General features: G+C 64.7%; 29 protein-coding genes. 10 read left to right on the top strand and 19 right to left on the bottom strand.

Annotated elements, in window-relative coordinates:
• Positions 1 to 26: 26 nt before the first annotated feature.
• The gene (locus ACROUL_RS11440) at positions 27 to 1685 is read right to left on the bottom strand and encodes an ABC transporter permease (protein WP_431299600.1); all 1659 of its coding nucleotides are present in this window, start codon (positions 1683 to 1685) and stop codon (positions 27 to 29) included.
• Between the two features lie 108 nt (positions 1686 to 1793).
• Between ACROUL_RS11440 and ACROUL_RS11435 the strand changes: the two genes are divergently transcribed.
• On the top strand, positions 1794 to 2666 hold the full coding sequence (locus tag ACROUL_RS11435; protein WP_431299599.1) for a hypothetical protein: 873 nt from the start codon (positions 1794 to 1796) through the stop codon (positions 2664 to 2666).
• Between the two features lie 3 nt (positions 2667 to 2669).
• Here ACROUL_RS11435 and ACROUL_RS11430 read toward each other — a convergent pair whose 3' ends face one another.
• The gene (locus ACROUL_RS11430) at positions 2670 to 2924 is read right to left on the bottom strand and encodes a DUF2312 domain-containing protein (protein ID WP_431301297.1); all 255 of its coding nucleotides are present in this window, start codon (positions 2922 to 2924) and stop codon (positions 2670 to 2672) included.
• 166 nt (positions 2925 to 3090) lie between these two features.
• Here ACROUL_RS11430 and ACROUL_RS11425 point away from each other — a divergent pair, with 166 nt between their 5' ends.
• Positions 3091 to 3306: a hypothetical protein gene (locus ACROUL_RS11425; protein WP_431299598.1), complete on the top strand. Its 216-nt coding sequence runs from the start codon at positions 3091 to 3093 to the stop codon at positions 3304 to 3306.
• A 5-nt stretch (positions 3307 to 3311) separates the two neighbouring features.
• Here the strand turns inward: ACROUL_RS11425 and ACROUL_RS11420 are convergent, their stop codons facing one another.
• From ACROUL_RS11420 to ACROUL_RS11410, 3 genes are all read right to left on the bottom strand, one after another.
• The gene (locus tag ACROUL_RS11420) at positions 3312 to 5078 is read right to left on the bottom strand and encodes an enoyl-CoA hydratase-related protein (RefSeq protein WP_431299597.1); all 1767 of its coding nucleotides are present in this window, start codon (positions 5076 to 5078) and stop codon (positions 3312 to 3314) included.
• Between the two features lie 125 nt (positions 5079 to 5203).
• Positions 5204 to 5398: a hypothetical protein gene (locus ACROUL_RS11415; RefSeq protein ID WP_431299596.1), complete on the bottom strand. Its 195-nt coding sequence runs from the start codon at positions 5396 to 5398 to the stop codon at positions 5204 to 5206.
• Entirely contained in the window at positions 5395 to 5715 is a 321-nt protein-coding gene (locus ACROUL_RS11410; RefSeq protein ID WP_431299595.1) for a TraR/DksA family transcriptional regulator, read from the bottom strand. The genes ACROUL_RS11415 and ACROUL_RS11410 overlap by 4 nt, the downstream gene beginning before the upstream one ends.
• A gap of 159 nt (positions 5716 to 5874) precedes the next feature.
• On the opposite strand from ACROUL_RS11410, the gene ACROUL_RS11405 reads away from it, so the two are divergent.
• From ACROUL_RS11405 to ACROUL_RS11390, 4 genes are all read left to right on the top strand, one after another.
• A complete protein-coding gene (locus ACROUL_RS11405; protein WP_431299594.1) occupies positions 5875 to 6747 on the top strand; it encodes an MBL fold metallo-hydrolase in 873 nt (290 codons plus the stop codon).
• Between the two features lie 27 nt (positions 6748 to 6774).
• Positions 6775 to 7197 carry a YeeE/YedE family protein gene (locus tag ACROUL_RS11400; protein ID WP_431301296.1) on the top strand — a complete coding sequence of 141 codons (423 nt, stop codon included), beginning with the start codon at positions 6775 to 6777 and terminating at the stop codon, positions 7195 to 7197.
• Positions 7197 to 7634, top strand: a complete 438-nt coding sequence (locus tag ACROUL_RS11395) for a DUF6691 family protein (RefSeq protein ID WP_431299593.1) — start codon at positions 7197 to 7199, stop codon at positions 7632 to 7634. The genes ACROUL_RS11400 and ACROUL_RS11395 overlap by 1 nt, the downstream gene beginning before the upstream one ends.
• 86 nt (positions 7635 to 7720) lie before the next feature.
• Positions 7721 to 8152 (top strand): TIGR01244 family sulfur transferase, encoded by a 432-nt coding sequence (locus ACROUL_RS11390; protein WP_431299592.1) that lies wholly within the window; start codon positions 7721 to 7723, stop codon positions 8150 to 8152.
• 34 nt (positions 8153 to 8186) lie between these two features.
• Here the strand turns inward: ACROUL_RS11390 and ACROUL_RS11385 are convergent, their stop codons facing one another.
• The 10 genes from ACROUL_RS11385 to ACROUL_RS11340 form a co-directional block, all read right to left on the bottom strand.
• The gene (locus ACROUL_RS11385) at positions 8187 to 9158 is read right to left on the bottom strand and encodes a FliM/FliN family flagellar motor switch protein (protein WP_431299591.1); all 972 of its coding nucleotides are present in this window, start codon (positions 9156 to 9158) and stop codon (positions 8187 to 8189) included.
• Between the two features lie 51 nt (positions 9159 to 9209).
• Complete coding sequence (locus tag ACROUL_RS11380) at positions 9210 to 11894, bottom strand: ATP-binding protein (RefSeq protein ID WP_431299590.1); 2685 nt, start codon at positions 11892 to 11894, stop codon at positions 9210 to 9212.
• A 1-nt stretch (position 11895) separates the two neighbouring features.
• Entirely contained in the window at positions 11896 to 12159 is a 264-nt protein-coding gene (locus ACROUL_RS11375; RefSeq protein ID WP_431299589.1) for a hypothetical protein, read from the bottom strand.
• Positions 12159 to 12527, bottom strand: a complete 369-nt coding sequence (locus tag ACROUL_RS11370) for a response regulator transcription factor (RefSeq protein WP_431299588.1) — start codon at positions 12525 to 12527, stop codon at positions 12159 to 12161. The genes ACROUL_RS11375 and ACROUL_RS11370 overlap by 1 nt, the downstream gene beginning before the upstream one ends.
• Before the next feature lie 86 nt (positions 12528 to 12613).
• Positions 12614 to 13891 carry a short-chain fatty acyl-CoA regulator family protein gene (locus ACROUL_RS11365; RefSeq protein WP_431299587.1) on the bottom strand — a complete coding sequence of 426 codons (1278 nt, stop codon included), beginning with the start codon at positions 13889 to 13891 and terminating at the stop codon, positions 12614 to 12616.
• Between the two features lie 181 nt (positions 13892 to 14072).
• Entirely contained in the window at positions 14073 to 15053 is a 981-nt protein-coding gene (locus ACROUL_RS11360; protein WP_431299586.1) for an ABC transporter substrate-binding protein, read from the bottom strand.
• A gap of 38 nt (positions 15054 to 15091) precedes the next feature.
• Positions 15092 to 15937 (bottom strand): ABC transporter permease, encoded by an 846-nt coding sequence (locus ACROUL_RS11355; protein ID WP_431299585.1) that lies wholly within the window; start codon positions 15935 to 15937, stop codon positions 15092 to 15094.
• The gene (locus ACROUL_RS11350; RefSeq protein ID WP_431299584.1) at positions 15934 to 16809 is read right to left on the bottom strand and encodes an ABC transporter permease; all 876 of its coding nucleotides are present in this window, start codon (positions 16807 to 16809) and stop codon (positions 15934 to 15936) included. The genes ACROUL_RS11355 and ACROUL_RS11350 overlap by 4 nt, the downstream gene beginning before the upstream one ends.
• A 70-nt stretch (positions 16810 to 16879) precedes the next feature.
• Positions 16880 to 17215 carry a hypothetical protein gene (locus ACROUL_RS11345; protein WP_431299583.1) on the bottom strand — a complete coding sequence of 112 codons (336 nt, stop codon included), beginning with the start codon at positions 17213 to 17215 and terminating at the stop codon, positions 16880 to 16882.
• A 9-nt stretch (positions 17216 to 17224) separates the two neighbouring features.
• Complete coding sequence (locus tag ACROUL_RS11340) at positions 17225 to 18028, bottom strand: ABC transporter ATP-binding protein (protein WP_431299582.1); 804 nt, start codon at positions 18026 to 18028, stop codon at positions 17225 to 17227.
• Positions 18029 to 18124: 96 nt separating this feature from the next.
• Between ACROUL_RS11340 and ACROUL_RS11335 the strand changes: the two genes are divergently transcribed.
• Complete coding sequence (locus ACROUL_RS11335) at positions 18125 to 18250, top strand: hypothetical protein (protein ID WP_431299581.1); 126 nt, start codon at positions 18125 to 18127, stop codon at positions 18248 to 18250.
• Positions 18251 to 18257: 7 nt separating this feature from the next.
• Here ACROUL_RS11335 and hydA read toward each other — a convergent pair whose 3' ends face one another.
• Both hydA and ACROUL_RS11325 read right to left on the bottom strand, forming a co-directional pair.
• Positions 18258 to 19709, bottom strand: coding sequence for a dihydropyrimidinase (gene hydA, locus ACROUL_RS11330; protein WP_431299580.1), 1452 nt, complete (start codon positions 19707 to 19709; stop codon positions 18258 to 18260).
• 290 nt (positions 19710 to 19999) lie between these two features.
• Positions 20000 to 21334, bottom strand: coding sequence for a Zn-dependent hydrolase (locus ACROUL_RS11325; RefSeq protein ID WP_431299579.1), 1335 nt, complete (start codon positions 21332 to 21334; stop codon positions 20000 to 20002).
• Between the two features lie 122 nt (positions 21335 to 21456).
• Between ACROUL_RS11325 and ACROUL_RS11320 the strand changes: the two genes are divergently transcribed.
• From ACROUL_RS11320 to ACROUL_RS11310, 3 genes are all read left to right on the top strand, one after another.
• Complete coding sequence (locus ACROUL_RS11320; RefSeq protein ID WP_431299578.1) at positions 21457 to 22104, top strand: TetR/AcrR family transcriptional regulator; 648 nt, start codon at positions 21457 to 21459, stop codon at positions 22102 to 22104.
• A 91-nt stretch (positions 22105 to 22195) separates the two neighbouring features.
• Positions 22196 to 22933 carry an FkbM family methyltransferase gene (locus ACROUL_RS11315; RefSeq protein WP_431299577.1) on the top strand — a complete coding sequence of 246 codons (738 nt, stop codon included), beginning with the start codon at positions 22196 to 22198 and terminating at the stop codon, positions 22931 to 22933.
• Between the two features lie 157 nt (positions 22934 to 23090).
• Positions 23091 to 23543, top strand: a complete 453-nt coding sequence (locus ACROUL_RS11310) for a heme-degrading domain-containing protein (protein ID WP_431299576.1) — start codon at positions 23091 to 23093, stop codon at positions 23541 to 23543.
• Positions 23544 to 23600: 57 nt separating this feature from the next.
• Here ACROUL_RS11310 and ACROUL_RS11305 read toward each other — a convergent pair whose 3' ends face one another.
• Together ACROUL_RS11305 and ACROUL_RS11300 are read right to left on the bottom strand one after the other, a co-directional pair.
• Positions 23601 to 23858, bottom strand: coding sequence for a cupin domain-containing protein (locus ACROUL_RS11305; RefSeq protein ID WP_431301295.1), 258 nt, complete (start codon positions 23856 to 23858; stop codon positions 23601 to 23603).
• Between the two features lie 185 nt (positions 23859 to 24043).
• Complete coding sequence (locus tag ACROUL_RS11300; protein ID WP_431299575.1) at positions 24044 to 25372, bottom strand: aspartate aminotransferase family protein; 1329 nt, start codon at positions 25370 to 25372, stop codon at positions 24044 to 24046.
• Positions 25373 to 25454 lie beyond the last annotated feature (82 nt).

The raw sequence follows: 25454 nt of genomic DNA, 5'->3' as shown, positions 1-25454 counted from the left end.
ACGTCGCGGCGGGCGTATCGCAAGGCTCAATCCCGGTTCGCGCGCGCTAGAAGTGCCACGGCGGCAAGGCCGACCGCCATCACCAGCAGTGCCGCCGGAGCGGCCTCGCTCAGCCTCTCGAGGCTGGCAAGCTCGAACACCCGAGTCGACAGGGTGTTGTAGTTGAACGGGCGCAGCAGCAGCGTGGCTGGCAATTCCTTCACGCAATCAACGAATACCACCAGCAGCGCCGTTGCAACCGAGCCGCGCATCAGGGGCAGGTAGACCGAACTGAGCGCCCCACCGGCCGTTCGGCCAAGCGACCGGGCCGCCATCGGCAACGAGGGTGAGACGCGTCCGAAGGCCGCGTCCAGCGCGCCCTGCGCAATGCCGAAGAACCGCACGAGATAGGCCAGTCCCAGCGCAAAGGCGGTGCCAGTGATCATCAGGCCGGGATCATGGCCGGTCAGCGCCTCGATCCCGTCGGCCAGCCGATGATCGAGCGCCGCCAAGGGAATGAGGAGCCCCAGCGCCAGCACGGCCCCCGGTGCCGCATAGCCTAGCAGCGTGACCGGCAGCACGAACCGCGCGACCCCGCGTCCAGCCATGCGTACCGCATAGACCAGAAAGAGGGCCGCGCCCACCGTCGCCACCGAGGCCGCGCCCGCCACCACCAGCGTGTTGAACATCGCCGTGCCAAGCCCGGGTGCCAGCCATCCTTCAGGTGCGGCCAGCGAATTGCCCGCCATCACTGCCACCGGCAACACGAACCCCATCCCGAACGGCAGCAAGCAAGCGGCAAAAGCCAGCCAGCCGCGCCCCCCCGAAAGGACCGCCGGCTCGATCGGGCGCACGCTGCGGTTCATCGCGTGAAAGCGCGCGTTGCGCCGGCCGATCCGCTCAAGCATCACCAGAAGGAAGATCAAGACCAGCACCACCCCCGCGATCTGTGCAGCACCACCGGCGTTGCTGCCATTGAGCCAGGTGGAAAAGATGCCCGTGGTCAGCGTCTGGACGCCGAAATGATAGACCGTGCCGTAATCAGCCACCGTCTCCATCAGGGCAAGTGCCACCCCTGCCGCAATCGCCGGGCGCGCCATCGGAAGTCCGACGCGAAAGAACAGGCCCCAGGGCCCGACCCCAAGCGCACGGGCGACGTGATAGGTGCAGCCCGGCTGTTCGCGAAACGCCGCCCGCGCCAGAAGGTAGACATAAGGGTAAAGCGCCGCCGAAAGCACCAGCACCGCGGCCCAGAGCGAGCGTGTCTCGGGAAACCAGTAATTGCGGGCCGAGGTCCAGCCAAAACCGCCGCGTAGCGCGGTCTGCAACGGCCCGGCATAGTCCAGGAAATCGACCAGCGCATAGGCCCCGACATAGGCAGGGATCGCCAGCGGAAAGAGCAGCGCATGCGTCAGCCAGCGCCGACCCGGAAAGCGGTACATCGTGACCAGCCACGCGGCCCCGGTTCCTGCCGCCGCCGTCAGCACCGCCACGCCCAGCATAAGCACAAGCGTAGTTGCCAGATAGCGCGGCAACACCGTCGCCAACAGGTGCGGCCAGATGTTTTCTGTCGGGTGAAACGCGATCCACAGGATCGAGCCAAGCGGCGCAAGCACCACCAGCGCGATCAGGACCGCCCCGGCCGACCACACTCCCATCGCGTTGCCGCGCGCCGGGGCATGAACTTGAGTATTTCCATCAACCATCGCCGTCAGGGCCTACAGGAAAGCGGTTTCCCTGTCCAGAAAACCCCGTATAGTTGTGCCCAATGGCCCGCAGCGGCCCGAGGCAGGCAAAGGCGGACACAGGGCACGATGCGCATTATCTATCACCTTGGCGCACATTGCACCGACGAAGACCGGTTGGTGCGGTGCCTGTTGAAGAACCGCGCCGCACTGGCAGAACAGGGCATCGCGATCCCCGCGCCGACGCGTTACCGCAAGCTTCTGCGTGACACCTCGATCGAATTGAAGGGGGGCGCTGCGTCGGCCGAGATGCAGGGCGCGATCCTTGGCCAGATCGTCGGCGAACAGGCGGCGGACCGGGTGGTGCTCAGCTGGGACAGCTTTCTGGGCTTTCCAACCTGGGCGGCACGCGACGGGCTTTACAGCTATAGTGGCGAACGCGCGCTTAGCTTCACCCAGATCTTTCCGTTTCTGGACGCCGAGTTCCATCTGGCGATCCGCAACCCTGCGACCTTCCTTCCGGCGCTGCAGGAAAAGGTGCTGACCCGCAGCACCGAAGACATCCTCACCGGGCTCGACCCGCGTGGCCTGTTATGGTCGGATACGGTGCGGCGCATCCTGCATCACTGCCCGAACGTGCCGCTGACCGTCTGGTGCGACGAGGATACGCCGCTGATCTGGAACGAGGTGCTTCAAGCGGTGTCAGGCCACAGCCCCGACATCAGCCTGACCGACACGGACGAGTTGATGTCGCTCTTGCTGACGCCCGAGGGGTTCACCCGGATGCGTGCCTATGTCGCGGCGCATCCGCCAGCGGGTGCGGCGCAGCGCCGCCGGGTGATCACGGCATTTCTGGAACGATTCCAGCGCGCCGATCAAGTCACCGTGGAACTCGACACGCCCGGCTGGACGCAGGAACTGGTCGATGACCTGACCGCCCGCTATCACGCCGACGTAGCGCTGATCCGCACCATGCCGGGCGTGCGCTTCATCTCGGCCTGAGGCTTACGCCATCCCTAGCGCGGTCTTGTACACTTCCATGATCGCTTCTTCCTCGGCGATCTCGTCGGGCTTGCGCTTGCGAAGGGCGATGACCTTGCGCATCACCTTGGTGTCGTAACCACGGCCCTTGGCTTCGGCCATCAGCTCTTTTTGCTGTTCGGTCACGTCTTTCTTTTCGCTTTCCAGCTGTTCGTAGCGTTCGATGAACTGGCGCAGTTCGTCGGCGGTCACGGTGTAGGCATCGGTCGGGTCGGCCATCTGGTCCTCGTCTTTCGGCTTCATGGGTCAGGGCATCCCCCGCCGCGCGCTTCCTACCCCGTGGCGCACGCCGGTTTCAAGCGCCGATCCGGCAGCCGCCACCTTGTCAGCGGCAAGCCGAAGGGCTAACGCCTTGACGCGGAAACAGCCGGGGATAGACCACGACATGCAGGCATTGATCTGGATCGGCGCTTTTGTCTCGTTTGCCGGGATTGCGGGGCTTGGCTACTGCGTTTTCCGCGCGATGAAGGCCCGGCGCGCCGGACTGTCGGACGACGCGATGCGGGCCGAATTGCAGCGCGTGGTTGTGATCAACATGGCGGCGCTTGGCGTTTCGGCGCTGGGGCTGATGATGGTGGTTACGGGCATCCTGCTGGGCTGACGCACCTAGCCATTCAGGGCGGAAAGGCGCTTCCCATCGGCAATCAGGCGGTCCAGCAGCGGTGACGGCACCCAGACCGGGTCGTCCTCGGCCCAAAGCCGCAGATCTCGGCGCAACACCATCAGGCCGCGACGGTCGGCCTGATACATGGCCCCCCCGCGCCAGCGCGGAAAGCCCTGTCCGGCCATTAGGCAATGGTCGATGTCCGATGGCTGAAAGGCAATACCCTCTTCCAAGAGGTGCAAGCCTGCATTCGCCAGCGCGCCAAGCCAGCGGTTCAGAATCTCGGCCTCCGGCATCGGGCGCAGATCGGCACCAAGGTCGGGCAGTGCCGCATCAGGCAGCCGCGCACCAAAGCCGTCAAGCGCCGCCGCGACCAGCCGTTTCGGCACCCCAAGCCCGGTCAGCCGGGCAAGCGCCGTGGCCCCTGCCGCCGCCAGTCGCCGCCCCATGACCGGGCGCTCGCCGACCAGCACAGGCGGCACGCCCAGCAGGCGCAGCACGTCGGTCAAGACGGATGCAGCCTTGGCACCGACACCGGCGGGCAACGCAAGTTCGCTCATCCGGCCAGACCGGGCCAGCGCCAGCCCGATATCACCGGTCGCCCCGCCCAGCACGACATGCACAGCGTCGGCGGCAAGGCCGGAACGCTCTGCCGCGCCAGGTGCAAGGACATGCACCACCACCCCAGCCGGGGCCAAAGCCCACAGACCTTCACCGGTCGTCAGACGCGCCCGTGCAGCCGCATGTCCGGCCGCCGACAACCGCCCTGCCCGTTCCTCTGCCTGCATCCGCTCGGTGGCCCACCCGATGCCGCGTGCCAGCGCAGCCGCATCCTCGGCCACCCAAGTCACCGCAAATCCGCGCGTGACGGCCAGCAACGCAAGGCTCGCCATCCCCGGCCCGGTTCCGTGCAGGCCCAGATGCTGCACGTGGCCCCCCGAACCGCCCGACACCGAGGCCAGTCGCACCAGCGAGCTCCGCTCCGCGTCTACCGCCCAGCGAAGCGCGCGGGCATCGTCGGAGGCTTCCATATCCTCGCGCGCCACGGCTTCCAGCGCCACGCCGTTTTCCAGCGGCAGCACCAGCGCCGCCTCGACGCAGTCGATGATCCGCCTGATCGCAGGCATCGCGCCCTGCTGGTCTCGCCGCGCCGCTGCCACCGCTGCCTGATAAGCCAACGGGTCGCCCGGCCCACGGTCGGCTTTCGGACGGCCAACCAGACGGCGCGCAAGGGTGATCGCGGCTTCGGTTTCGCCCTCAGGCACGATTTGGTCGATCAGGCCGCTGTTCAGCGCATCCTCAGCCGGGACGGCGCGCCCGGTCAGAAACATCCGCAACGCCTCGGCCGCGCCAACGAGGTGCGGCAGACGCTGTGTCGAACCGGCCTCGGGCGGCAGGCCAAGGGCGATGTCGGGGAAAGCGATCCGGGTGCCGGCCCGCGCGACGCGCGCCCGCGCCGCCAGCGCCAGTTCGGCGCCCGGCCCCATCGCCGATCCGTGGAGGGCGACCACGACCGGAATCGCGCAACCCTGCACGGCAAGGCACAGCGTCGCAAGGTCGGGGGCCGCCCGGTCCCGCTCGCCCGCAACCACGCTGCAGAAAACCGCACCCTGTCCGCGCACCACGATTGCCTCAGCCGCGCCCGGAGCCTGCACCAATGCCAGCAAAGCCGCCCGCATCGCCTGCGTCAGCGCGTTCGACGGCGCATGGTCCAGCGTGACCACCAGCACCCCGTCGCGCATCTCGGAACTTACGTCGCCTGCGGCCATGCCCGCTCCTGCGCCAACCTTCGGCAACTAAAGCCGCAAGGAGGCCGCCGTGGCAAGCCATTGGCCGCACTCAATATCACCAAAAGGGCCGGTGCAAACCTGCCCCGACAAAGTCAGGTCGACCGTCAAACCGGCATGTTATCGAATTCTGACTCGATCTCAGCGTCGCTCCGCGGTGCCTCTTGGTGTCCGGGGATCAGGGTGGCCAGCGCCCGCATTTCGGCCAGTAGCAGGTCCAGCGCGGTGGCCTGCGCGGCAATCCCCGCCTCAATCACCGCGGCTTCTTGCTGGACAATGTCTTTCGCGGGGGCTTTCGTCATTTCGCACAATCCTTGCAGAATGCGGTGTAGGGCAGGATATCCAGCCGGGCCTCGCTGATCTCGGACCCGCAGCGCAGGCAGATGCCGTAATCGCCCGCCTCGATCCGGTGCAGCGCGGTTTCGATCTGGCGCAGCTCGCGCTGGCTGACGAGGCCGGTCTCCTCCAGCACCTCGTCGTCTTCGGCTTCGATCGCCGCGTCTTCCCAGTCGCGGTCGGGCTCCGCCTCAAGATCGCGCTCGATCGATTGCAACCGCGCATTCAAGATCGCCAGTTGCGCTTGCAGCGCCAATTTGCGCTCGGCCAGGGGTCGTTTCATCTGGGCTTGCATCCTGCACTCCTTGTCCTCATCTTCACGTCTAGCGTGGCATCTCGTGTGGCTCCTTGACTCAGGTCAATCGCTCAGAAATTACACATTCATATCTTGAAATCTGATCCGTTTGCTCGCAAACCGGCGTACAGCCAAAGAGGATATGTCATGGTCCAGCAAGCCCCAAAGGTTCAGGCCTTCTTCGACGAGGCAACGAATACCATCACCTACCTAGTCAAAGATCCGCAGGGTCGTGGCGCTGCGGTGATCGATTCGGTCCTCGACTTCGACTATGCCTCGGGGCGGACCGACACCCGGTCAGCCGATGCGGTGATCGCGGCGATCGCCGAGCAGGGTCTTGACCTGCAATGGATCCTCGAAACCCATGTCCACGCCGACCATCTTTCCGCCGCGCCCTACATCCAGGAACGGCTTGGCGGCAAGATCGGCATCGGCGAGCGGATCACCGTGGTGCAGGAAACCTTTGGCAAGGTCTTCAATGAAGGCACCCGCTTTGCCCGCGATGGGTCGCAGTTCGACCGGCTTTTCGCTGAAGGCGACAGCTTCATGATCGGCCAGTTGCGCGGCGAAGTGCTGCACACGCCAGGCCACACGCCCGCCTGCCTGACTTACGTGATCGGCGACGCTGCCTTCGTCGGTGACACGCTTTTCATGCCGGATTTCGGCACCGCGCGCTGCGATTTTCCCGGCGGATCGGCCGAGGTGATGTTCGACAGCGTGCAGAAGATCCTTGCCCTGCCCGACAGCACGCGGATTTTCGTCGGCCACGACTACAAGGCACCGGGCCGTGACACCTTTGCCTGGGAAAGCACTGTCGGAGAACAGAAATCCCGAAATGTACATATCGGCGCGGGACGGAAGCGCGAGGATTTCGTGGCATTGCGCCAAGCCCGCGATGCAACCTTGGCGATGCCGCGCCTGATCATCCCGTCCTTGCAGATCAACATGCGGGCGGGTCATATGCCGGAAGCGGAAGACAATGGCACCTCCTACCTGAAGGTTCCGCTGAATGGGTTGTGACCGCATTGCACCGGGGCGCTGACGATGATCGAGACTGACTGGATCTGGGGTTTTGCCGGGGGTGCCCTGATCGGCACCGCTGGAGCGATCTTTTTGTTGATGAACGGGCGGGTGATGGGGGCCTCGGGTCTTGTCGGCGGCATCGTCGATGGCACCGACCGGTGGATGTGGCGCGAGACGTTGGCGTTTCTGTTTGGTCTGATCGTTGCACCGGCGCTGCTGCGGCCGGTTTTCACCACACAAACGCATCTGACCGACAGCCTGCCGGTCATCCTTCTCGCCGGACTGATGGTCGGCTTCGGGTCGCGGCTTGCCAACGGCTGCACCTCGGGCCACGGGGTCTGCGGAATCTCGCGGCTGTCGTTGCGCGGGATCGTGGCGACCGTGATCTACATCGGCGCGGGCGGGGTGGTGATGGCCTTGCTGCGGCATTTGTGGGGGGTGATCTGATGCTGCGCGCCATTTCTGCCGGCCTTGCCGGTGCGGTGTTCGGGCTGGGGCTGATGGTTTCCGGCATGACTGACAGCGTCAAGGTGCAGGGATGGCTGGACGTGTTCGGTGACTGGGATCCGACACTGGCCTTCGTGATGGGCGGTGCGATCCTGCCGATGGCGGTGGCCTGGCGGGTGGCGGCGCGACGGCGCCTTTCGGTGCTGGGAACCCCCCTCCCGCAGCTCGGTCCGCAGCGGCTTGACCCCGGCTTGATCTGGGGCTCGGTGGTGTTTGGCGCCGGATGGGCGCTCGCCGGGCTTTGCCCCGGACCGGCTCTTGCCTCGATTTCTTTCGGCGGCATAGGCGGTCTTGCCTTTTTCGCCGCCATGCTCGTCGGTATGCTGGCAGCCGCACCCTTGCGGGCCGCATCGCGCCGTACCGCTGCCCCAACTTGACCTGACCTGACCCGACCTGACCTGACCCGACCTGACCTGACCTGACCTGACCGTGTTTCAAGCCGTTTCAAAAAGGAAGCCACCGCATGGATATCCGCCCGCTGACGCCAGCTTACGCCGTTTCGCCGCAGATCGAACCGTCCGATCTTCCCGCGATTAAGGCGGCGGGCTACACCACGATCATCGACAATCGGCCCGATGGCGAGATCCCGCCACATCTGCACGCAGGCGCGATGAAGGCTGCGGCCGAGGCGCTTGGCCTGCGCTTTGTTGCAAATCCGGTGGTCGGCGGCGCAATGACGATGGATAATGTCGCTGCGCAGGCGGCGGCGATTGACGTGGCCAGCGGCCCGATCCTTGCCTATTGCGCATCTGGCAACCGCTCGTCGGTGGTCTGGGCGCTGGCGAATGCCGGTCGTCTGCCCGCAGATGACCTGATCAATCTTCCCGCACGCTTTGGCTACCAGCTGGAACATCTGCGCGCGCAGATCCAGTCACTTGCCGCCGCCAAGGGCTGATCACCTGCATTACCGACGGCGCTTGCCGTAGCGGTCACACGGCAGTGCGCCAGACCTCCAGCTGGTCGGGCGTGACCGTCGTTGCAGGTGCGACGGCATCGGCCTCGGGCTTGCGCGCGACGGGTGCCATGCGCGCTGACCCTTGCGCCAGTTTCACCGCGCGCATCCCGCGGTTCTGACCCAGTTTTCCTGCGGCCAGCCGGCGCCCGTCCTGCGTTTCGAGCGATACTGCATCCAGCGCGGCGGCGGGCAGCGGCAGCACCTCGCCCACCGCAATCGCCATGACCCGCGACAAGGGCAGCGACAGCCGGCCCAGCACCGCCAGAAGCGTGCAATCAACCTGCATCACCTGTGCGCCAAGCGCCGAGGTAAACTGCGGTCCGGCCAGATCCGCCTCGGCCTTCGCATCCACCGCCGGCCGCCTGCCGCGCCCCTGTGCGGGCAGCGCCAGAATTACCTCGCCGGTCTTCACCCCGCCAGCAAGTGCCACCTCGGCCACCAGAACGCGGTAGGCGTCATCCTCAAGCAGCAAGCCCAGGGGCCGCGCATCCTCCAGATAAGAGGCATAGCGAAACCCGCCAGCCCAGATCAGGTCGGCCTCCTCGGCCAGGATATCGTCCATCTCGACCAGCGCCGCGTCGATCACGCCGGCCACCATCGCGGCATCCGTCCGGGTCGGCTTGCGCCCCGGCGCGGGCTGCGGCGAGACGCGGCCGATGGTCTGCACCTCTATGAAGGCCGACAGCACGGGCGGCGACAGCATCAGCAGGCCTAGGCCCGCCTCCGGCCCGTCAAGCAACGCAAGAAGCGCCCGGTCGGGTGGCAGTTCAAGAAGCTCGGCAAGCGACGTGCGGCGCACCGACATGCGACGAAATTCGACATCAAGGCCAAGCCCGTTGCGCGCGGCTCGCGCCAGCGCCAGCCGCCAACCCCGGTCGGCCCCCGGGGCGCCGTCCTGCTGGGCTGCTTCGGCCCGGTCGATCTTGCGGCGAATGACGTCGCTCATGCCCACCCCTTGGTTCGCCTGAAGCCTAAACGCATCAGCCTTCACAAAGGGTTAAGCCGCCTGCTTTTCCAGACGGATCGGCACGGTCACACGAAACGCAGCACCACCCTGCCCCGGCAGATAGGAAATCGTGCCGCCAAGGTTCGACATGATCTCGCGGCAGATCGCCAGCCCAAGGCCAGCACCGCCCGCCCGGTTGCCATCGGTCAGCCGCGCGAATTTCTCGAAGATCAGCGCCTGCGCATCCTTTGGAATGCCGCGGCCGTTGTCGATGAAATCCACGATCACCCTGCCGCCGCGCAAGCGCACGGCGATGCGCAGTTGCGGATCGTCGGCGGCGCAGTATTTGCGGGTGTTGGCGATCAGGTTGATGAATACCTGCGTCAGACGGTCGGCATCGGTGCGCAGGAACACGTTTTCGGCCACCGGGTCACGGTCGATCTGAAAGCTGCGTTCCGGCCGGGTCTGGCGCGCCGCGATCAGCGCCTTGTCGATCATGTCGTGCAGGTTGGTCAGCGCAAGGTTCAGCTGCACCGTGCCGTTTTCCAGCACACTCAGATCCAAGAGATCATCCAGAAGCCGCGTCAGCCGCTTCGCCTCGTCATGGATAATCCGTCCGTATTTCATCACGGTTTCTGCGTCCAGCCCGCCTTCGGTCAGGATTTCCGAAAACGCCCGGATCGAGGTCATCGGCGTGCGCAGTTCGTGGCTGATCTGGCTTAGAAACGCATCCTTCTGGATCGACAGCTGCATCAGCTTTTCGTTGGCTTCGCGCAGCGCGCCCGCGGTGCGGGTCAGTTCTTCCTGCTTGCTTTCCAGCTGCGCGGAATACTCCATGATCTGAGCGCTTTCGCTGGCCACGGCCATCAGTTCCTCGACCGTCACCGTGGCGCGCCCGACAAGCTGGCTCAGCATCGCATGCGCCGTCGCCGCACCGACCGAGCCAGACAACCGGCCTTCCAGCGCCCCAAGGAATTCCGGCGTCGGGTCCGGCAGAAAGCCGCCCTTGCCCTGCGCCTTGGCCGCCGTCTGAAACAGCGCCAGTGCCGCGTCCTCGCCAAGGATCCGCTGCGACATGACCAACAGTTCCTCGGGTTCGGCCTGGCCATGCGCCCAGCGTCGCGGCCCGATCTGGCCTTCAAAGACGTTGACGAAGGCGGCGCCCTGCAGCCGCTCCACCGGACCCGGGAAGGTCAGCACCGACCCCAAGAAGAACGCTGTCGCATTCAGCGCCATCGACCAGAAAAGCGCATGGATCATTGGATCAAGGCCCGACGTGCCGAACAGGGCGTGGGGGCGAAGCCATTCCAGCCCGAAGGGGCCCGCACTGAACACCGAAGCAGATAGCACAGCTCCCGGCCCGAACGACGGCAGGAACGAGGTATAGCCCCAAACCACAAACCCCGTCAGGAGGCCCGCCACGGCGCCCACCCGCGTGGCCCCGCGCCAGAAGATGCCACCAATCAGAACCGGCAAGACCTGGGCCACACCAAGAAAGGCGATCAGACCGATTGCTGCCAGCGCCGCCGATCCGCCCGAGAAATGGTAATAGGCATAGCCAAGTGCTAGCACCCCAACGATGCCGATGCGGCGCGCCATCAGCACCACGCCGCGCAGATCGTCCCCCCGCGCCCCCGCACGGCTGAAGCGCAGCCAAAGCGGCATGACCAGATGGTTCGACACCATCGTCGCAAGCGCGATCGCCTCGACGATTACCATCGAAGTGGCCGAGGAAAATCCCCCAAGAAAGGCCAGCATCGCCAGCCCGCCCTGACCTTCTGCCAAAGGCAGGGTCAGCACGAACATGTCGGGGTTCGATCCGGCCGGCAACCGTTCCAGCCCGATCACGGCAATCGGCACGATGAACAGGCTCATCAGCATCAGATACAGCGGAAACGCCCAGCTTGCCCGGGCGAGATGCCCTTCGTCAGCGTTCTCGACGACCATCACCTGAAACATCCGCGGCAGGCAGATCACGGCAGCGGCCGAAAGGAAGATCAGCCCGGTCCAGCGCCCCGGCTGCATCTGCCATGCCGACAGGTTCGCCGCGTCGATCTTGGCGATGGTCTCGCCGATCCCGCCGGCAATGCCCCACACGACAAAGGTCCCGACCGCCAGAAGCGCGACCAGCTTGACCACCGCCTCCACCGCAATCGCGGTGACGATGCCGTGGTGCTGCTCCTTGGCGTCAAGATTTCGGGTGCCAAAGAGGATGGTGAACAGCGCCAGCCCGACCGCCACCCAGATTGCGGTCTGCTCCGCATCCGGCGGCAGGAATCCATCCGGCGTCTCGCTGGCAAAGACGCCGAACGACAGCACCACCGATTGCAGTTGCAGCGCAATGTAAGGCGTCGCCGCGATCACCGCCATCACCGTGACGATCACGCCCAGCAGGTTCGATTTGCCGAACCGCGCCGAGATCAGGTCGGCGATCGAGGTGACGCGGTAATGCCGCCCGATCCTGACCAGCTTGCGCAGCAGCCACCACCAGCCGATGAACACCAGTGTCGGGCCAAAGTAGATCGTCAGGAACTCCAGCCCCGACCGGGCCGCATAGCCAACCGCGCCGTAGAACGTCCAGGCGGTGCAATAGATCGACAGCGACAGCGTGTAGATCAGCGGCGACTGCAGAAAGCCCAGACGCCCCCGGCTGGCCCGCCGCTCAGCCAGAAAGGCAACCAGAAACAGCACGATCACATAGGCAAGGCAAGCCGCCACCAGAATGTTGAACGGCATCTCAGTCGGTCTCGTCGTCCGCATCGTCGCCCGACCGAAGGCCCGGGGCGAAGAGCGCCGCCACAACGATCAGCAGCGTCCAAAGCACAAAGAAATAGATCACGTCGCTCGACGACAGGCGCCGCTCTGCGCCATCGTCCACCCACAAGAGCGGCAGGATCAGCAGGGCGATGCCGAACACCGGCAACAACCGCGCCGCATCGCGCAAGCGCCGCCGTCTATAGGGCGCACGAGCCAGAAACATCGGGCGCTTCGGCCGACGCATCAGCGCGCCACCATCGCGCGCACCTCGGCCAGGATCTCGGCGTTGGAAAACGGCTTGGCCATGAAGCCGTCCGCCCCGGCAAGGCTCGCGGCCTCGCGGTCGCGCTCTTGCCCTCGCGCGGTCAACATCAGCACCTTGGTCGCAGCTGTTGCCGGATCGGCGCGCAAGGCCGCCAGCACCTCAAGCCCCGACAGGCCCGGCAACATGTGGTCAAGGATGATCAGATCGGGCCGGGTTTCAGCCACCCGTGCCAGCGCCGCCAGCCCGTCGGCCACATGCGACACCCGCCAGCCATCCCGCGTCAGGATGAAGCGGATCGCCTCGGCAATGTTCGGCTCGTCCTCGACAAGGAGCACGTGCTGCGCCACTTCCGTTCCCCCCGGCCGCTGTCGGCCACCCCCACTATCGACGGAACCGCGCGCCCTGTCAAAGCCGCGAACGAGGCCCGCGTGCCTCATGGAACCTCGGTAATGATCGACGGCTCGCGCCGCGCGGGACAGTCGCCGCGCGGACAGATCCGGCAAGTCGACCCGACCCGCAGCGCCGCCCCCTCGCGCCCCGCCAGCGGCAGGATCAGCATCGAGGCCTCGCGCAGTTCCGGCCCCCGCAAGCCCGCCGGATGACGCGTCTCGCAAAATGCGATCACACGGTGCCGCGCGCCGGTCTGCCCCGCCATTTCAACTACCGCCTCGATGGGCTGCATCGGTCGGCCAAGGGCCGCATACAAGGGCCACAGCGGGCATGCGGCGCCGAAGCGCGGCAGTTGGAACCCCGGCGACGGCTTGCGAAACGTCAACGTCCCCGAGGCGTCGCAGACCACAAGCCCGACCTTCGCCTCGGGCAGCGCCGCCAGCCGCCGCATCACCGCCGATACGCTGGCCCCCAACCGTTCGGCCAGCGCCACAGGGTCCGGCCCCACCGCCTGCCATGCCCCGATAAAAACCTCACGCGGCATGTCGTGCGCATCCCGCGCCGCCCGCGCCACATGCCCCGCCGCCAGCACCCGCGCGGCACTCGAGGCAAGGCCCGCCACCTCTCCCGCCACGCCGTGGCGCAACTCCTCGTCGCTGAACTGCCAGTCGCGCGACCTCAGCCAGCTTTCCATCTCCTCCTGCGGGGCGACGAAGCCCTCATCCTCCGCTCCCGACCCCGCATCCAGATAGGCCACCAGCGCCTCGGCCCCTACCGCCATCCGCTCGCTGTCCTGATGCAGGTTGCGGTGGAACCGCTCGCGCCAGTCGGGTTCCAGATCCTCGGTTTCGGCCAAAATCGCCGCGGTAGAGCGGACCGAGGACAACGCAGACAGCACCTCGTGCAAGGCATGGCTCAAATGTGGGTCATGCGTCATACGGTCGTTCAACGCCTCAAGCGCCCGTTCCAACCGCATCACCCGGCCGTGCTGCGCGGCCACCAGCGCCGCCCAGCCCGGATACCGGCCGACAAACTCCTCCAGCCGCTCGACCTCGGCACCCGCGCCTTCCGATGCCGCCGCCGCCGCGCGCAGATCATCCAGCAGCGCCGCTTCGCGCCCCTCGGAAAACGCGGTCCGCTCCAGCCCAAGCGCCGCGCCCAGCCGGTCGAGGACATTGCCCGAAACCCGCCGCCGATTGTGCTCGATCAGGTTCAGGTACGACGCCGAGATGCCAGCCGCTGCCGCGACATCCGCCTGTCGCAGCCCAGCGGCAAGCCGCCGTTCGCGCAGACGTGTTCCTGTCAGTGCTGAAAGCGGCATCGAAATCCCCGGACGCTGCCGCCAGATTTACAGGCCCGCACACGATTTACAAAGCTTGAAAAGCTGCGGGCTTCCGCTTCCCCAAATATCCTCCGGGGGTGCGCGGGTGGAAAACCCCGCCGCCGCCAAATGCAAGACGCGCCCGGTGTTTCCACCGGGCGCGTCCTCCACTGTCAAACGATCAGTTCGCCAGCGCCTTGTCGGTGATGGCGCTTGTCCAGGCACCCTCCGGCGCTTTGGTGATCACCGGATCGGACCCGCCAGCCAGCAGCGTCGCCACGGTCTTTTCCGCAGCTGCCACATCTAGCGCCCCGTTGGACCCAGCGGTCAGCTTGGCCACTTCGCCCATCATGCGCTTTTGGTGCTTTTCGGTCTGCGCGCCGGTCTGGTCGTTCTCAAGCACGATCATCGCCGCCTCGTCCGGGTTTGCCTCGGCGTATTTCCAGCCTTTCATGCTGGCGCGCACGAACTTGACCATCTTCTCTTCGAAGGCCGGGTCCTTGAGCTTGTCTTCAAGCACGTAAAGCCCGTCTTCCAGCGTGGCCACACCCATGTCCTGATACTTGAAGGTCACCAGTTGTTCAGGTGTGATCCCGGCATCGATCACCTGCCAGTATTCGTTGTAGGTCATGGTCGAGATGCACGCCGCCTGCTTTTGCAGCAGCGGGTCCACGTTGAAGCCCTGCTTCAGCACCGTCACGCCACCAGGGCTGCCGTCGGTCTTGAGGCCAAGCTGGCTCATCCACGACAGGAAGGGATATTCGTTGCCAAAGAACCAGACGCCCAGCGTCTTGTCGGCGAAATCCTTCGGCTCCTTGATCCCGGTGTCGGCAAGGCAAGTCAGCATCATGCCCGAGGATGCGAAAGGCTGCGCGATGTTGACCAGCGGCAGACCCTTTTCGCGCGCTGCAAGCGCCGATGGCATCCAGTCCACCACCACGTCGGCACCACCGCCTGCGATCACCTGCGTCGGCGCAATATCGGGTCCGCCCGGAAGGATGGTGACGTTCAGCCCCTCTTCCTCATAGAACCCCTTTGCCTGCGCCACGTAGTAGCCCGCGAACTGCGCCTGCGTGACCCACTTCAGTTGCAGCGTCACGTCCTCGGCCTGCGCGCTGGTCGCCATTGCGGCCAGGAACGCCCCCGTCAGTAGCTTTTTCATCAACTTCTCCCGTGTTGAGGCCCTTTACGGGCCTTTGGTTAATGCCTTTGCGACGGGTGCCAGAACGTCACCCCCCGTTCGATCAGCGCGATCAGCCCATAAAAGACCGACCCCGCCAATGCCGCCACCGCAATCTCGGCCCATACCATGTCAAGGCCAAGCCGCCCCACCTCGGTCGAGATGCGAAACCCCATGCCATAGACCGGACTGCCGAAAAACTCGGCAACAATCGCCCCGATCAGGGCCAAAGTCGATGCAATTTTAAGCCCGTTGAACAGGAACGGCATCGATGCCGGCAGCCGCAGCTTGAACAGGCTCTGCCAGTAACTTGCCCCCCATGTGGCCATCAGGTCGCGCTGCATCCGCTCGGAGGCCTGCAGACCGGCGACCATGTTGACCAGCACCGGAAAGAACACCATCACCACGACCACCGCCGCCTTCGACTGCCAGTCGAACCCGAACCACATCACCAGAATCGGCGCGAGGCCGACAATAGGCAGCGCCGCCACGAAATTGCCCACCGGCAGCAAACCGCGCTGCAAGAACGGCGAGCGGTCAATCGCAATCGCCGTCAGCACCGCCGCGCCGCAGCCGATCACAAACCCCGGCAGCGCGCCTTTCAGAAAGGTCTGCGCGAAATCCACCCACAGCAGCGGCAACGACCCTGCCACCTTGGTGGCAATCGCGCTCGGCGCAGGCAGGATCACCGGGGCCACGTTCAGCCCCCGCACCAGTCCCTCCCATACCGCAAGGATCGTCACCCCAAACAGCACCGGCACGAACGCCCGCCCCACCCGGCTTTTCGCCCAACCGCTCGCCGCCACCCGCGCGTTCAGCGCCCAGGCCGTCAGCCAGAAAACAACGGTTCCCGCGATCCAGCTCATGCCGGAACCCCCATTCGTGCCCGCGCAAACCGCTCCACCACCCCAACGCCCAGGATCAACAGCCCCGCAAGGATCGCCGCTGCAAACAGCGCAGCCCACATGATGAGGGGCTCGCCGAATTGCGACCCGATCAGCATCCGCGCGCCAAGCCCCTCGATGGCCCCGGTCGGCAACTCTCCGACGATGGTGCCGATCAGGCTTGCCGCGATCGCAACCTTCAGGCTGGCAAAAAAATAGGGCATCGACGCCGGCAACCGCAGCTTCAGAAACGTCTGCGTCTCGCTTGCGCCATAGGTCCGAAGCAGATCAAGCTGCATCTGGTCGGGGCTGCGCAACCCCTTGACCATGCTGACCAATACCGGAAAGAAACTCAGGTAGGCGGCGATGATCGCTTTCGGCACATCGCGGTCCTGCACCCCGATCTGGTTCGCCACCACAAGGATCATCGGTGCCAGCGCCACGATGGGGATCGTCTGGCTGATGATCGCCCAGGGCATCACGCTCATGTCCATCACCCGGAACCGCACGATCGACATCGCCAGCGCCACACCCAGCACGATCCCAAGCGCAAAGCCCATCATCGTGCCCTTGAACGTGACGAACCCGTGGTAGACGAGGCTGCGCTTCGAGGTCACCGCCTGACCCGCCACGCCCTTCCACAACTCTGCCGCCACCTGGTGCGGCGGTGGCAGCAAGGGCCGCTCCTGCGCCATCGTCTGGCCTACCATCTCGCCAAAGGAAACGGTGGTCCCCGCCCGCTCTGCCTGATCGTAGACCCAAGTCGAATTCAGCCAGACCGCGCCAAGATACCAGACGACCACAATGATCCCCAGCACGCTCAGAACCGGAAGCGCCGTTCCTTTCACGCCCATTCCGCCCCCGATTTCATCTGTCTCCAAATATCCCCGCCGGAGGCTCCCACGCCTGCACCTCGCACGCCGCTCAACCCTTCGCTCCCGCCGGCCAGGCGATCATCGCCACCGCCACGCACCCCAGCGCCATCCCGGCCAGTTGCAGCGCGGTCGGCCGCTCGCCAAAGACGAAGATCGCCATCACCGTGATCGCCACCAGCTGGAAAATTGCCGACAGCGCAATCGCCAACCCCAGCCCGTTCAGACGCATCACATGCACCATCAACCAGTTGCCAAGGCAAAAGAGCGCCAGCGCCCCCACCAGAACCGACACCCCGCCCTTCACGGCATAGGTTTTCAACACCGCATTTGCCGCCACGAACACCGCAGTCGCGGCCCCCAGCCACACGAAACTGAGCCCGCTCACGCCGCTACCTCACTCATCCGAATGCCCCGCGCGCAAGCCTTCGCGCACCCGGTGCGCGATCTCGATGAACTCCCGGCTGTCGCGAATGTCCAAGGGCCGCTCCTTCGGCAAAGGCGAGTCGATCACATCAGTGATCCGCCCCGGCCGTGGGCTCATCACCACGATCTTGGTCGAAAGATAGACCGCCTCGGGGATCGAATGGGTCACGAACCCGATGGTCTTCCCGGTCCGCGCCCACAGCTTCAGCACTTCCTCGTTCAACCGGTCGCGCACGATCTCGTCCAGCGCCCCGAAGGGTTCATCCATCAACAGGATATCCGCATCGAATGCCAGCGCGCGTGCAATCGACGCCCGCTGCTGCATCCCGCCCGACAGTTGCCAAGGGTATTTCTTCCCGAATCCCGCTAGCTCCACCAGCTCCAGCACCCGCGCCACCCGGCTGTCCTGTTCGGCCTTCGAAAACCCCATGATCTCCAGCGGCAGCTTGATATTGCCCGCAATCGTCCGCCACGGATAAAGCCCCGCCGCCTGGAACACGTAGCCGTAAGCGCGCGCCTGCCGCGCTGCGTCGGGGGTCATACCGTTCACCGTCAGCGTGCCGCCGGTCGGCGTTTCCAGCGCCGCAATCGCGCGCAGGAACGTGGTCTTGCCACAGCCCGACGGCCCGATGAAACTGACGAACTCCCCCCGGTTTACCGTCAGGTTCACGTCCTTCAACGCATGCACCGGCCCGTCTGCGGTCTGGAACACCAGATTCAGCCCCTTCGCCTCGATCACCGCCTGATCGCCCCCGAGGTTGGTCGTATCCTTCACAAGGCCGTCCCTTCACAAAACCGTTGCCCGCCTCGGGCAGCCTTGAACGGCCGCCCGCACCTTCCCACGTCCACCCCACCGAACCGGAGGACCGCCATGCAGACGACCCTCGCCTATGCCCCCACGCCCGAAGACCTTGACGAGGTCTATTTCGACATCCCCATCATCACCCTCGCCACCGCCGAAAGCGAGGACGAAGAGGCCGAACAGGGCGAACCCTGAACGCTCGTCATACCCCCGTTGCCGGAACCCCGGTCCGCTCCACCGGGCGGGGCGCGGTCAATTCCTTCCACTGGCTCAGCGCCCGGTTCACCGCGGGTCGCGGTTCGCGTGCGACAAACTTCCCGTGGCCTTCCTGCGTACGAACCTCGCCGTCATGGATCGCCACATGCCCCCGCGTCAGCGTAAAGCGCGGCAGGCCGGTCACTTCCTTGCCTTCGAACACGTTGTAATCAATCGACGATTGCTGCTTTGAAGCCGTGATCGTCTTCGATTTCTCCGGGTCCCACACCACCAGATCAGCATCCGCCCCAACCAGAACCGCGCCCTTCTTCGGGTAACAATTCAGGATTTTGGCGATGTTTGTTGACGTAACAGCAACAAACTCGTTCATCGTCAACCGCCCCGTCCGCACCCCGTGGGTCCAGAGCATCGGCATCCGGTCTTCCAGCCCACCCGTCCCATTCGGGATCTTGGCAAAGTTGCCCACACCAAACCGCTTCTGCTCGGTCGTGAAGGCACAGTGATCCGTCGCGACCACGCTCAACGAGCCCGATTGCAACCCCGCCCACAGGCTGTCCTGATGCGCCTTCGACCGGAACGGCGGCGACATCACGCGCCGCGCGGCATGGTCCCAATCGGGGTGGAAATACTCGCTCTCGTCCAAGGTCAGGTGCTGGATCAACGGCTCGCCCCAGACCCGCTTGCCCTGCATCCGCGCGCGCCGGATCGCCTCATGGCTCTCCTCGCAGGACGTATGCACGACATACAAAGGCACCCCCGCCATGTCGGCGATCATGATCGCGCGGTTGGTCGCCTCGCCCTCCACCTGCGGCGGGCGCGAATAGGCATGCGCTTCCGGCCCGGTGTTACCCTCGGCCAGAAGCTTCGCAGTTAGTTCCGCCACCACGTCACCGTTCTCGGCATGCACCATCGCCAGCCCACCCAGATCGCCCACCCGGCGGAACGACTGGAACATCTCGTCGTCGTTCACCATTAAGGCGCCCTTGTAGGCCATGAAGTGCTTGAACGAGGTCATGCCCGCCTTCACGCTGCCTTCCATGTCGTCCCAGACCTTCTGCCCCCACCACGTCACCGCCATGTGGTAGGAATAATCGCAGTTCGCCCGCCCCGACTTGTTGTGCCACATTTGGGCAGCATCCATCAGCCCCTGCCCCTGCCCCGGCAGCACGAAATCGACCACCATCGTCGTCCCGCCCGACAGGGCCGCCCGCGTCCCGCTCTCGAAATCATCGGCGGAGTAGGTGCCCATGAACGGCATCTCCAGATGCGTATGCGGGTCGATCCCGCCGGGCATGATGTAGCAGCCGGTCGCGTCGAGTTCGGTGCCGCCCTTGAGGCCCTGCCCGATCTCGGTGATCACCCCGTTCTCCACCCGCACATCAGCCGTGTAGGTGAGGTCAGCGGTGACGACGGTGCCGTTCTTGATGATGGTGGTCATGATGCTGTTATCCTTTGCTTTTTGAACATGCCAATCACCGTGTCACTTCACGACAGCCAGATGCTGGCCGTTAGAGCCGCCCTTTCGGAAGTATGCTTTCCAAGCCGGGTTTAAGATTAAGAATTTTGCCAGCTCTTCTTCTGTCTCGAAAGCCTGCTCATTATCGATCAGATTATCTTTGGGTGGAAATGCTCGAAACCTTGAGGGTCGACCGTCTTTGTAGCCGCGCTCCTGTGCACGCTCTGTGATCCAAATCGTAGAGTAGACCTTCAATCTAGCGACCCTTCCATCTAGGAATCCAACCACTTTTGATGATCAACGCTGCCCAAGAATTCCTCCCATCTTACGGAAGACTTTCCGTCATCATTTACCACCTCCGCCACCTCAAGCACCGCATGCAGCAGCACGTCCGTCCCCGCTGCGGCCCATTCCGGGCTGATCTCCTCCGCCTCGTTGTGGGAAAGCCCACCCACACACGGGCACATCACCATCACCGTCGGTGCCACGCGATTGATCCAGCAGGCGTCATGTCCCGCGCCTGACACGATATCCATGTGTGAATAGCCAAGCTTCTCCGCCGAAGCCCGCACGATCTTTACCAGCCCCGGATCAAACGTCACCGGATCGAAATGCCCGACCTCCTCGATCGCGCAGCCCAAGCCCAACTCTTTCGCCACCGCATGGGCGGCGCGGATGACTTCTGCCTTCATCGCGTCCAGCTTGGCCTGCTCGGGGCTGCGGATATCCACCGTGAAAACCACCTTGCCGGGAATCACGTTGCGCGAGTTCGGGTGGACGAACACCTGCCCGACCGCCCCCACCGCATTCGGCTGATGCGCCATCGCGATCTGGTGAACCCGCTCGGTGATCCGCGCCATGCCAAGCCCCGCATTCACCCGCAGGTGCATCGGCGTCGATCCGGTGTGCGCGTCCTTGCCCGTCAGCGTGATCTCCAGCCACCATAACCCCTGCCCGTGGGTCACGACGCCGATCTCCTTGCCCTCGGCCTCCAAAATCGGCCCCTGCTCGATGTGCAACTCCAGCATCGCGTGCATCTTGCGCGCACCGACCTTTTCTTCGCCCACCCAGCCGATCCGCTCCAATTCATCCCCGAAGGCCTTGCCTTCCGGGTCGCGGCGGCTTTTCGCATACTCCTCGGTATGGATCCCCGCGAACACCCCCGACGACAGCATCGCTGGCGCAAACCGCGCGCCTTCCTCGTTGGTCCAGTTCGTGACCACGATCGGATGCTTGGTCTTCACCCCCAGATCGTTCAGCGTCCGCACCACTTCCAGCGCACCCAGCACCCCCAGCACCCCGTCATACCGCCCGCCCGTCGGCTGCGTGTCCAGATGGCTGCCCATGTACACCGGCAACGCGGCCGCATCCGTGCCGGGACGCGTGGCGAACATGTTGCCCATCGTGTCCACGCCCATCGTCATTCCGGCGGCCTCGCACCAGCGCTGGAACAGATGCCGCCCCTTGCTGTCGGCATCGGTCAGGGTCTGCCGGTTGCAGCCGCCCGCGATTCCCGGCCCGATCAGCGCCATTTCCCCAAGGCTGTCCCACAGCCGCTGCGAATTGATCCTGAGGTTGTCCCCCAAACTGTTGGCGGTGGCTGGCATCAGACGCTCCCTGTCAGGCGAGGCCATCCTGCCCCTTGCCGCGACTCGTTTCCTGACCGTATGGTCAACGTGAAGCGCACCACAACCTGACCAACCGGTCAACGAAAATGTGACGAAAGCGGATGGCACCAGACGCCCAGATTTCACGCATCAAGCCGGGCCGTCGCACGGATATCCGGCGCGAGAATGAACGTCTGATCCTCGACGCCGCCGAAAAGGTGTTTGCCGAGGCGGGCTTCGGCGGTGCCACGATGCAGCTTATCGCCGATATGGCGGGCCTGCCGAAAGCCAACTTGCATTACTACTTCGCCACCAAGGAAGACCTCTACCGCCGTGTTGTAAGCCAGATCTTCGAAATCTGGCTGGACGCCGCCGCAAGTTTCGACAACGCGCCCGACCCCGCCACCGGCATCGGCGCTTATATCGACGCCAAGATGGACATCTCGCGCCGCCATCCGCACGGATCGAAGGTCTGGGCGTCCGAGGTGATGCACGGCGCACCGGTGATCCAGGATTACCTTGAGACCACGCTGCGCGACTGGACAAACGGCCGCATAGCGGTGATCCAGCAGTGGATCGACGAGGGCCGGATGGCCCCAATCGACCCCCGCCACCTGCTTTACATGCTGTGGGCTTCGACCCAGCACTACGCCGATTTCGGCCACCAGATCGAAACCCTGAACCACGGCCAACCGCTCAGCGACCGGCAATGGACCGAGGCAAAGGCCAACCTCAAGGCGATGATCCTGCGGGGGATCGGGGCAATCTGACGCTCGGCCGTTGACCGCAGCGCGCGCTTGCGCCTAACGTGCCGCGAAACATGGTGGCACCGCCACCGCAGCGTGACGGGTCTGCCTGCCAATGCGTGTCATCGAACCGGCGGTCCGTCCAGACCTGACGATTTCACCACCCGGCCAGGTCGTGCGCACGGTGATCCACGGCAAACCGGTCCTGTTTTTCGTGAACCAGCCGCGCGACGCCATCCAGCGGCACCATGCCATGGGCGAGTTCTACGAACGCGAAGAGCTTGAGATCATCCGCCAATGGTGCCCCCCGGGGGCGGTGTTCTGCGACATCGGCGCGAACATCGGCAACCACGTGCTCTACGCCCTGACCTTCCTCAACCCCGCCAAGGTCATCGTCTTCGAACCCAATCCGGTGGCCATTGCCATCCTGACCGCCAATATTGGCCTGAACGGGGGCCTTGATCGCTGCGATCTGACCCACCTCGGCATCGGCCTATCGGACCGCAACGCCGAGCATTTCTCGATCAGCGCCCCGCACCGCAATCTTGGGGCCGGTCAGGTCGTCCGGTCGCAAAACGAAGACGGCTTTCCCCTGCGTCGGGCTGACGGCCTTCTGCGCGATGAGGCGCCGAGTTTCCTGAAGATCGATGTCGAAGGCATGGAAATGGCGGTCCTTGCCGGCCTGTCGGACACGATCGCCCGGCACCGTCCGCGCATCTTCGTCGAGGTGGACCGCGGCAACCTCGACGCGTTCGCCGCATGGTGCGACGGAGCGGGCTATGCGGTGAAGGACAATTACGCCCGCTACCCGACCAACATGAATTTCCTGATCGTCCCGCAGCCCGCCGCTTAGCTCGTCGACCGAAGTGTGCAACCCTTGGTTGTGCGCCTCACGTCCCGCTCACCCCACCTCACGATATTTTCCCGTCTTTGCAGTCCGTTGACCCCGTTTCCGTTTGAGCCGCGCGGCGCTTCTGCTATCTCTTCGGGGCCTTGCATCAGGACACGCCATGGACATCGCCACCCTAGAGGCCGAGGCCGCCCGCCTTGTGTTCTCCCGGTTCACCGAAGACACCGCGCTTCGGCTCGGGCTCATGCTGGTCGAACTGGCGCGCGCGGAAAAGCTGCCCGTGGTCATCGACATCCGCACGCCGAACCGTACCCTCTTTCACGCCAGCCTCCCCGGTTCTGCGCCGCTGAACGACCTTTGGGCGTTGCGAAAGTCAAACACCGCCCTCAGATTTAACGAGCCCTCGCTCTTGGTCGGCACCCGCCACCGGGCCAAGGGCGAAAGCCTCGAAAAGCACGGGCTGTCATTGGCAGACCACGCCGACCACGGCGGCGCTGTCCCAATCCGGGTGAAAGGCGCAGGCGTTGTCGCCGTCGCGACCGTCTCAGGCCTACCGCAGGTCGAAGATCACCGGCTTGTAGTGCGCGGCATCATGGCAATGCTGGGCGGCTGAGGCGCACTCACCGCGTTCGGCTGCAAAGCCTGAGCAAACGGCATCAGGCAGACTGCGTCACTTCATCTCCACCTCGACAAAGCTCATCACACCCGCGCCGTCATTGACGACGTTGTGCTCCACCCCTTCCGCCCGGCGATAGGCCGTGCCCGCCGGGACCGTGACCCGCCGTTCGGCGCCGCCCGGTTCCTCCAGCAGCATATGGCAATCCGTCACCGCGACGATCACATAGTCATGCCCGTGCCGGTGCCAGCCCGTCTCGGCCCCCGGCGCAAAGTCGAACCGGGTCACGCGCACAAGGGTGTCGTCGACCATCACCGTCGCCGTGCAAGTGGGGCGCGTCAATTTGGCACCCTTTGAACCAAGCGGACAGTTCCTATCTCAGGCGTCAACACAACAAGGGAGTTCAACATGTTCACCGGCCTCAAGCGTTCGCTTCTGATCATTGTCGGTATGCTCACTGTCTTGCCGTGGGGCATGATGCAACTGGTCGAGTAACCTCAGTCTAGCGACTTCAGAACATCACCCAAGGTGCCGATCAATTCGTCGATCTGCGCTTTCGAAATGATCAGCGGGGGCGACATCGCGATGATGTCCCCTGTGGTGCGGATCAGGATACCCTTTTCATAGGCCTTCAGGAACGCGCTGAACGCCCGCTTCGTCGGCTCACCCGGGATCCCCTCCAACTCCACCGCGCCGATCAGGCCCATATTGCGGATGTCGATCACATGGGGAAGACCGCGAAGCGAGTGGATCGCGTCCTGCCAATACCCTTCCAGTTCACGCGTCCGCTCGAAAAGACCTTCCTCCTTGTAGACCTCAAGCGTGGCGATCCCGCAGGCCGCCGCGATCGGGTTGCCGGAATAGGTATAGCCGTGGAACAGCTCGATCATATGCTCCGGCCCTTGCATGAAAGCGTCATGCACCTCGGCCGTGGTCAGGACGGCGCCCATCGGGATCACCCCGTTGGTCAGACCCTTCGCCGTCGTCATCATGTCCGGCAGCACGTCGAAATGCTGGGCGGCAAACGCCGACCCTAGCCGCCCGAACCCGGTGATGACCTCGTCAAAGATCAAGAGGATGCCGTGCTTCTTGGTAATTGCACGCAGCTTTTCCAGATACCCCTTCGGCGGCATCAAGACACCCGTCGACCCTGCCATCGGCTCCACGATCACGGCCGCAATCGTCTCGGCGCCGTGCAGCGCGACGATCCGCTCCAGGTCGTCGGCCAGATGCGCACCATGCTCCGGCTGGCCCTTGGTAAAGGCATTCTGGGCGGGCAGATGGGTGTGCGGCAGGTGATCCACGCCTGCCAGCAGCGTGCCAAAGAACTTGCGGTTGTTGACGATGCCGCCGACCGAAATCCCGCCGAAGTTGACGCCGTGATAGCCCCGCTCACGCCCGATCAGCCGAGTCCGCGTACCTTCGCCCCGCGCCCGGTGATAGGCGATCGCCAGCTTCAGCGCCGTCTCTACGCTTTCCGAACCGGAGTTGGTGTAGAACACATGTTCGATCCCCTTCGGCGCGATCTCGATGATCCGATTCGCCAATTCAAACGCCACCGGGTGCCCCATCTGGAACGCAGGCGCATAGTCCAGCTCCGCAGCCTGCTTCTGGATCGCCTCGACGATCTTCGGCCGGCAATGGCCCGCGTTGCAGCACCACAGGCCCGCCGTCCCGTCCAGCACCTGCCGCCCGTCACTGGTGGTGTAATGCATGTCCCTCGCTGCCACGAACATGCGCGGGTTCTTCTTGAACTGCCGGTTTGCGGTAAACGGCATCCAGAAGGCGTTAAGGTCGTTCGGGGTGGGTTTGCGATCGAGCGCCATGGGTCACGGTCCTTCAAGTGGCGAATGATTTGACCTTTGGACGGCGGCCAAGCTATCCATGAGGTCCCTGGCGCCAAGCCTT

Origin of the sequence: Tabrizicola sp. BL-A-41-H6 (genome assembly GCF_050632395.1) — a bacterium.
GTDB lineage: Bacteria > Pseudomonadota > Alphaproteobacteria > Rhodobacterales > Rhodobacteraceae > JAUYQR01.
Note: the sequence above shows the minus strand (reverse complement) of the source record. Positions and strands in the feature narration are given on the sequence as shown.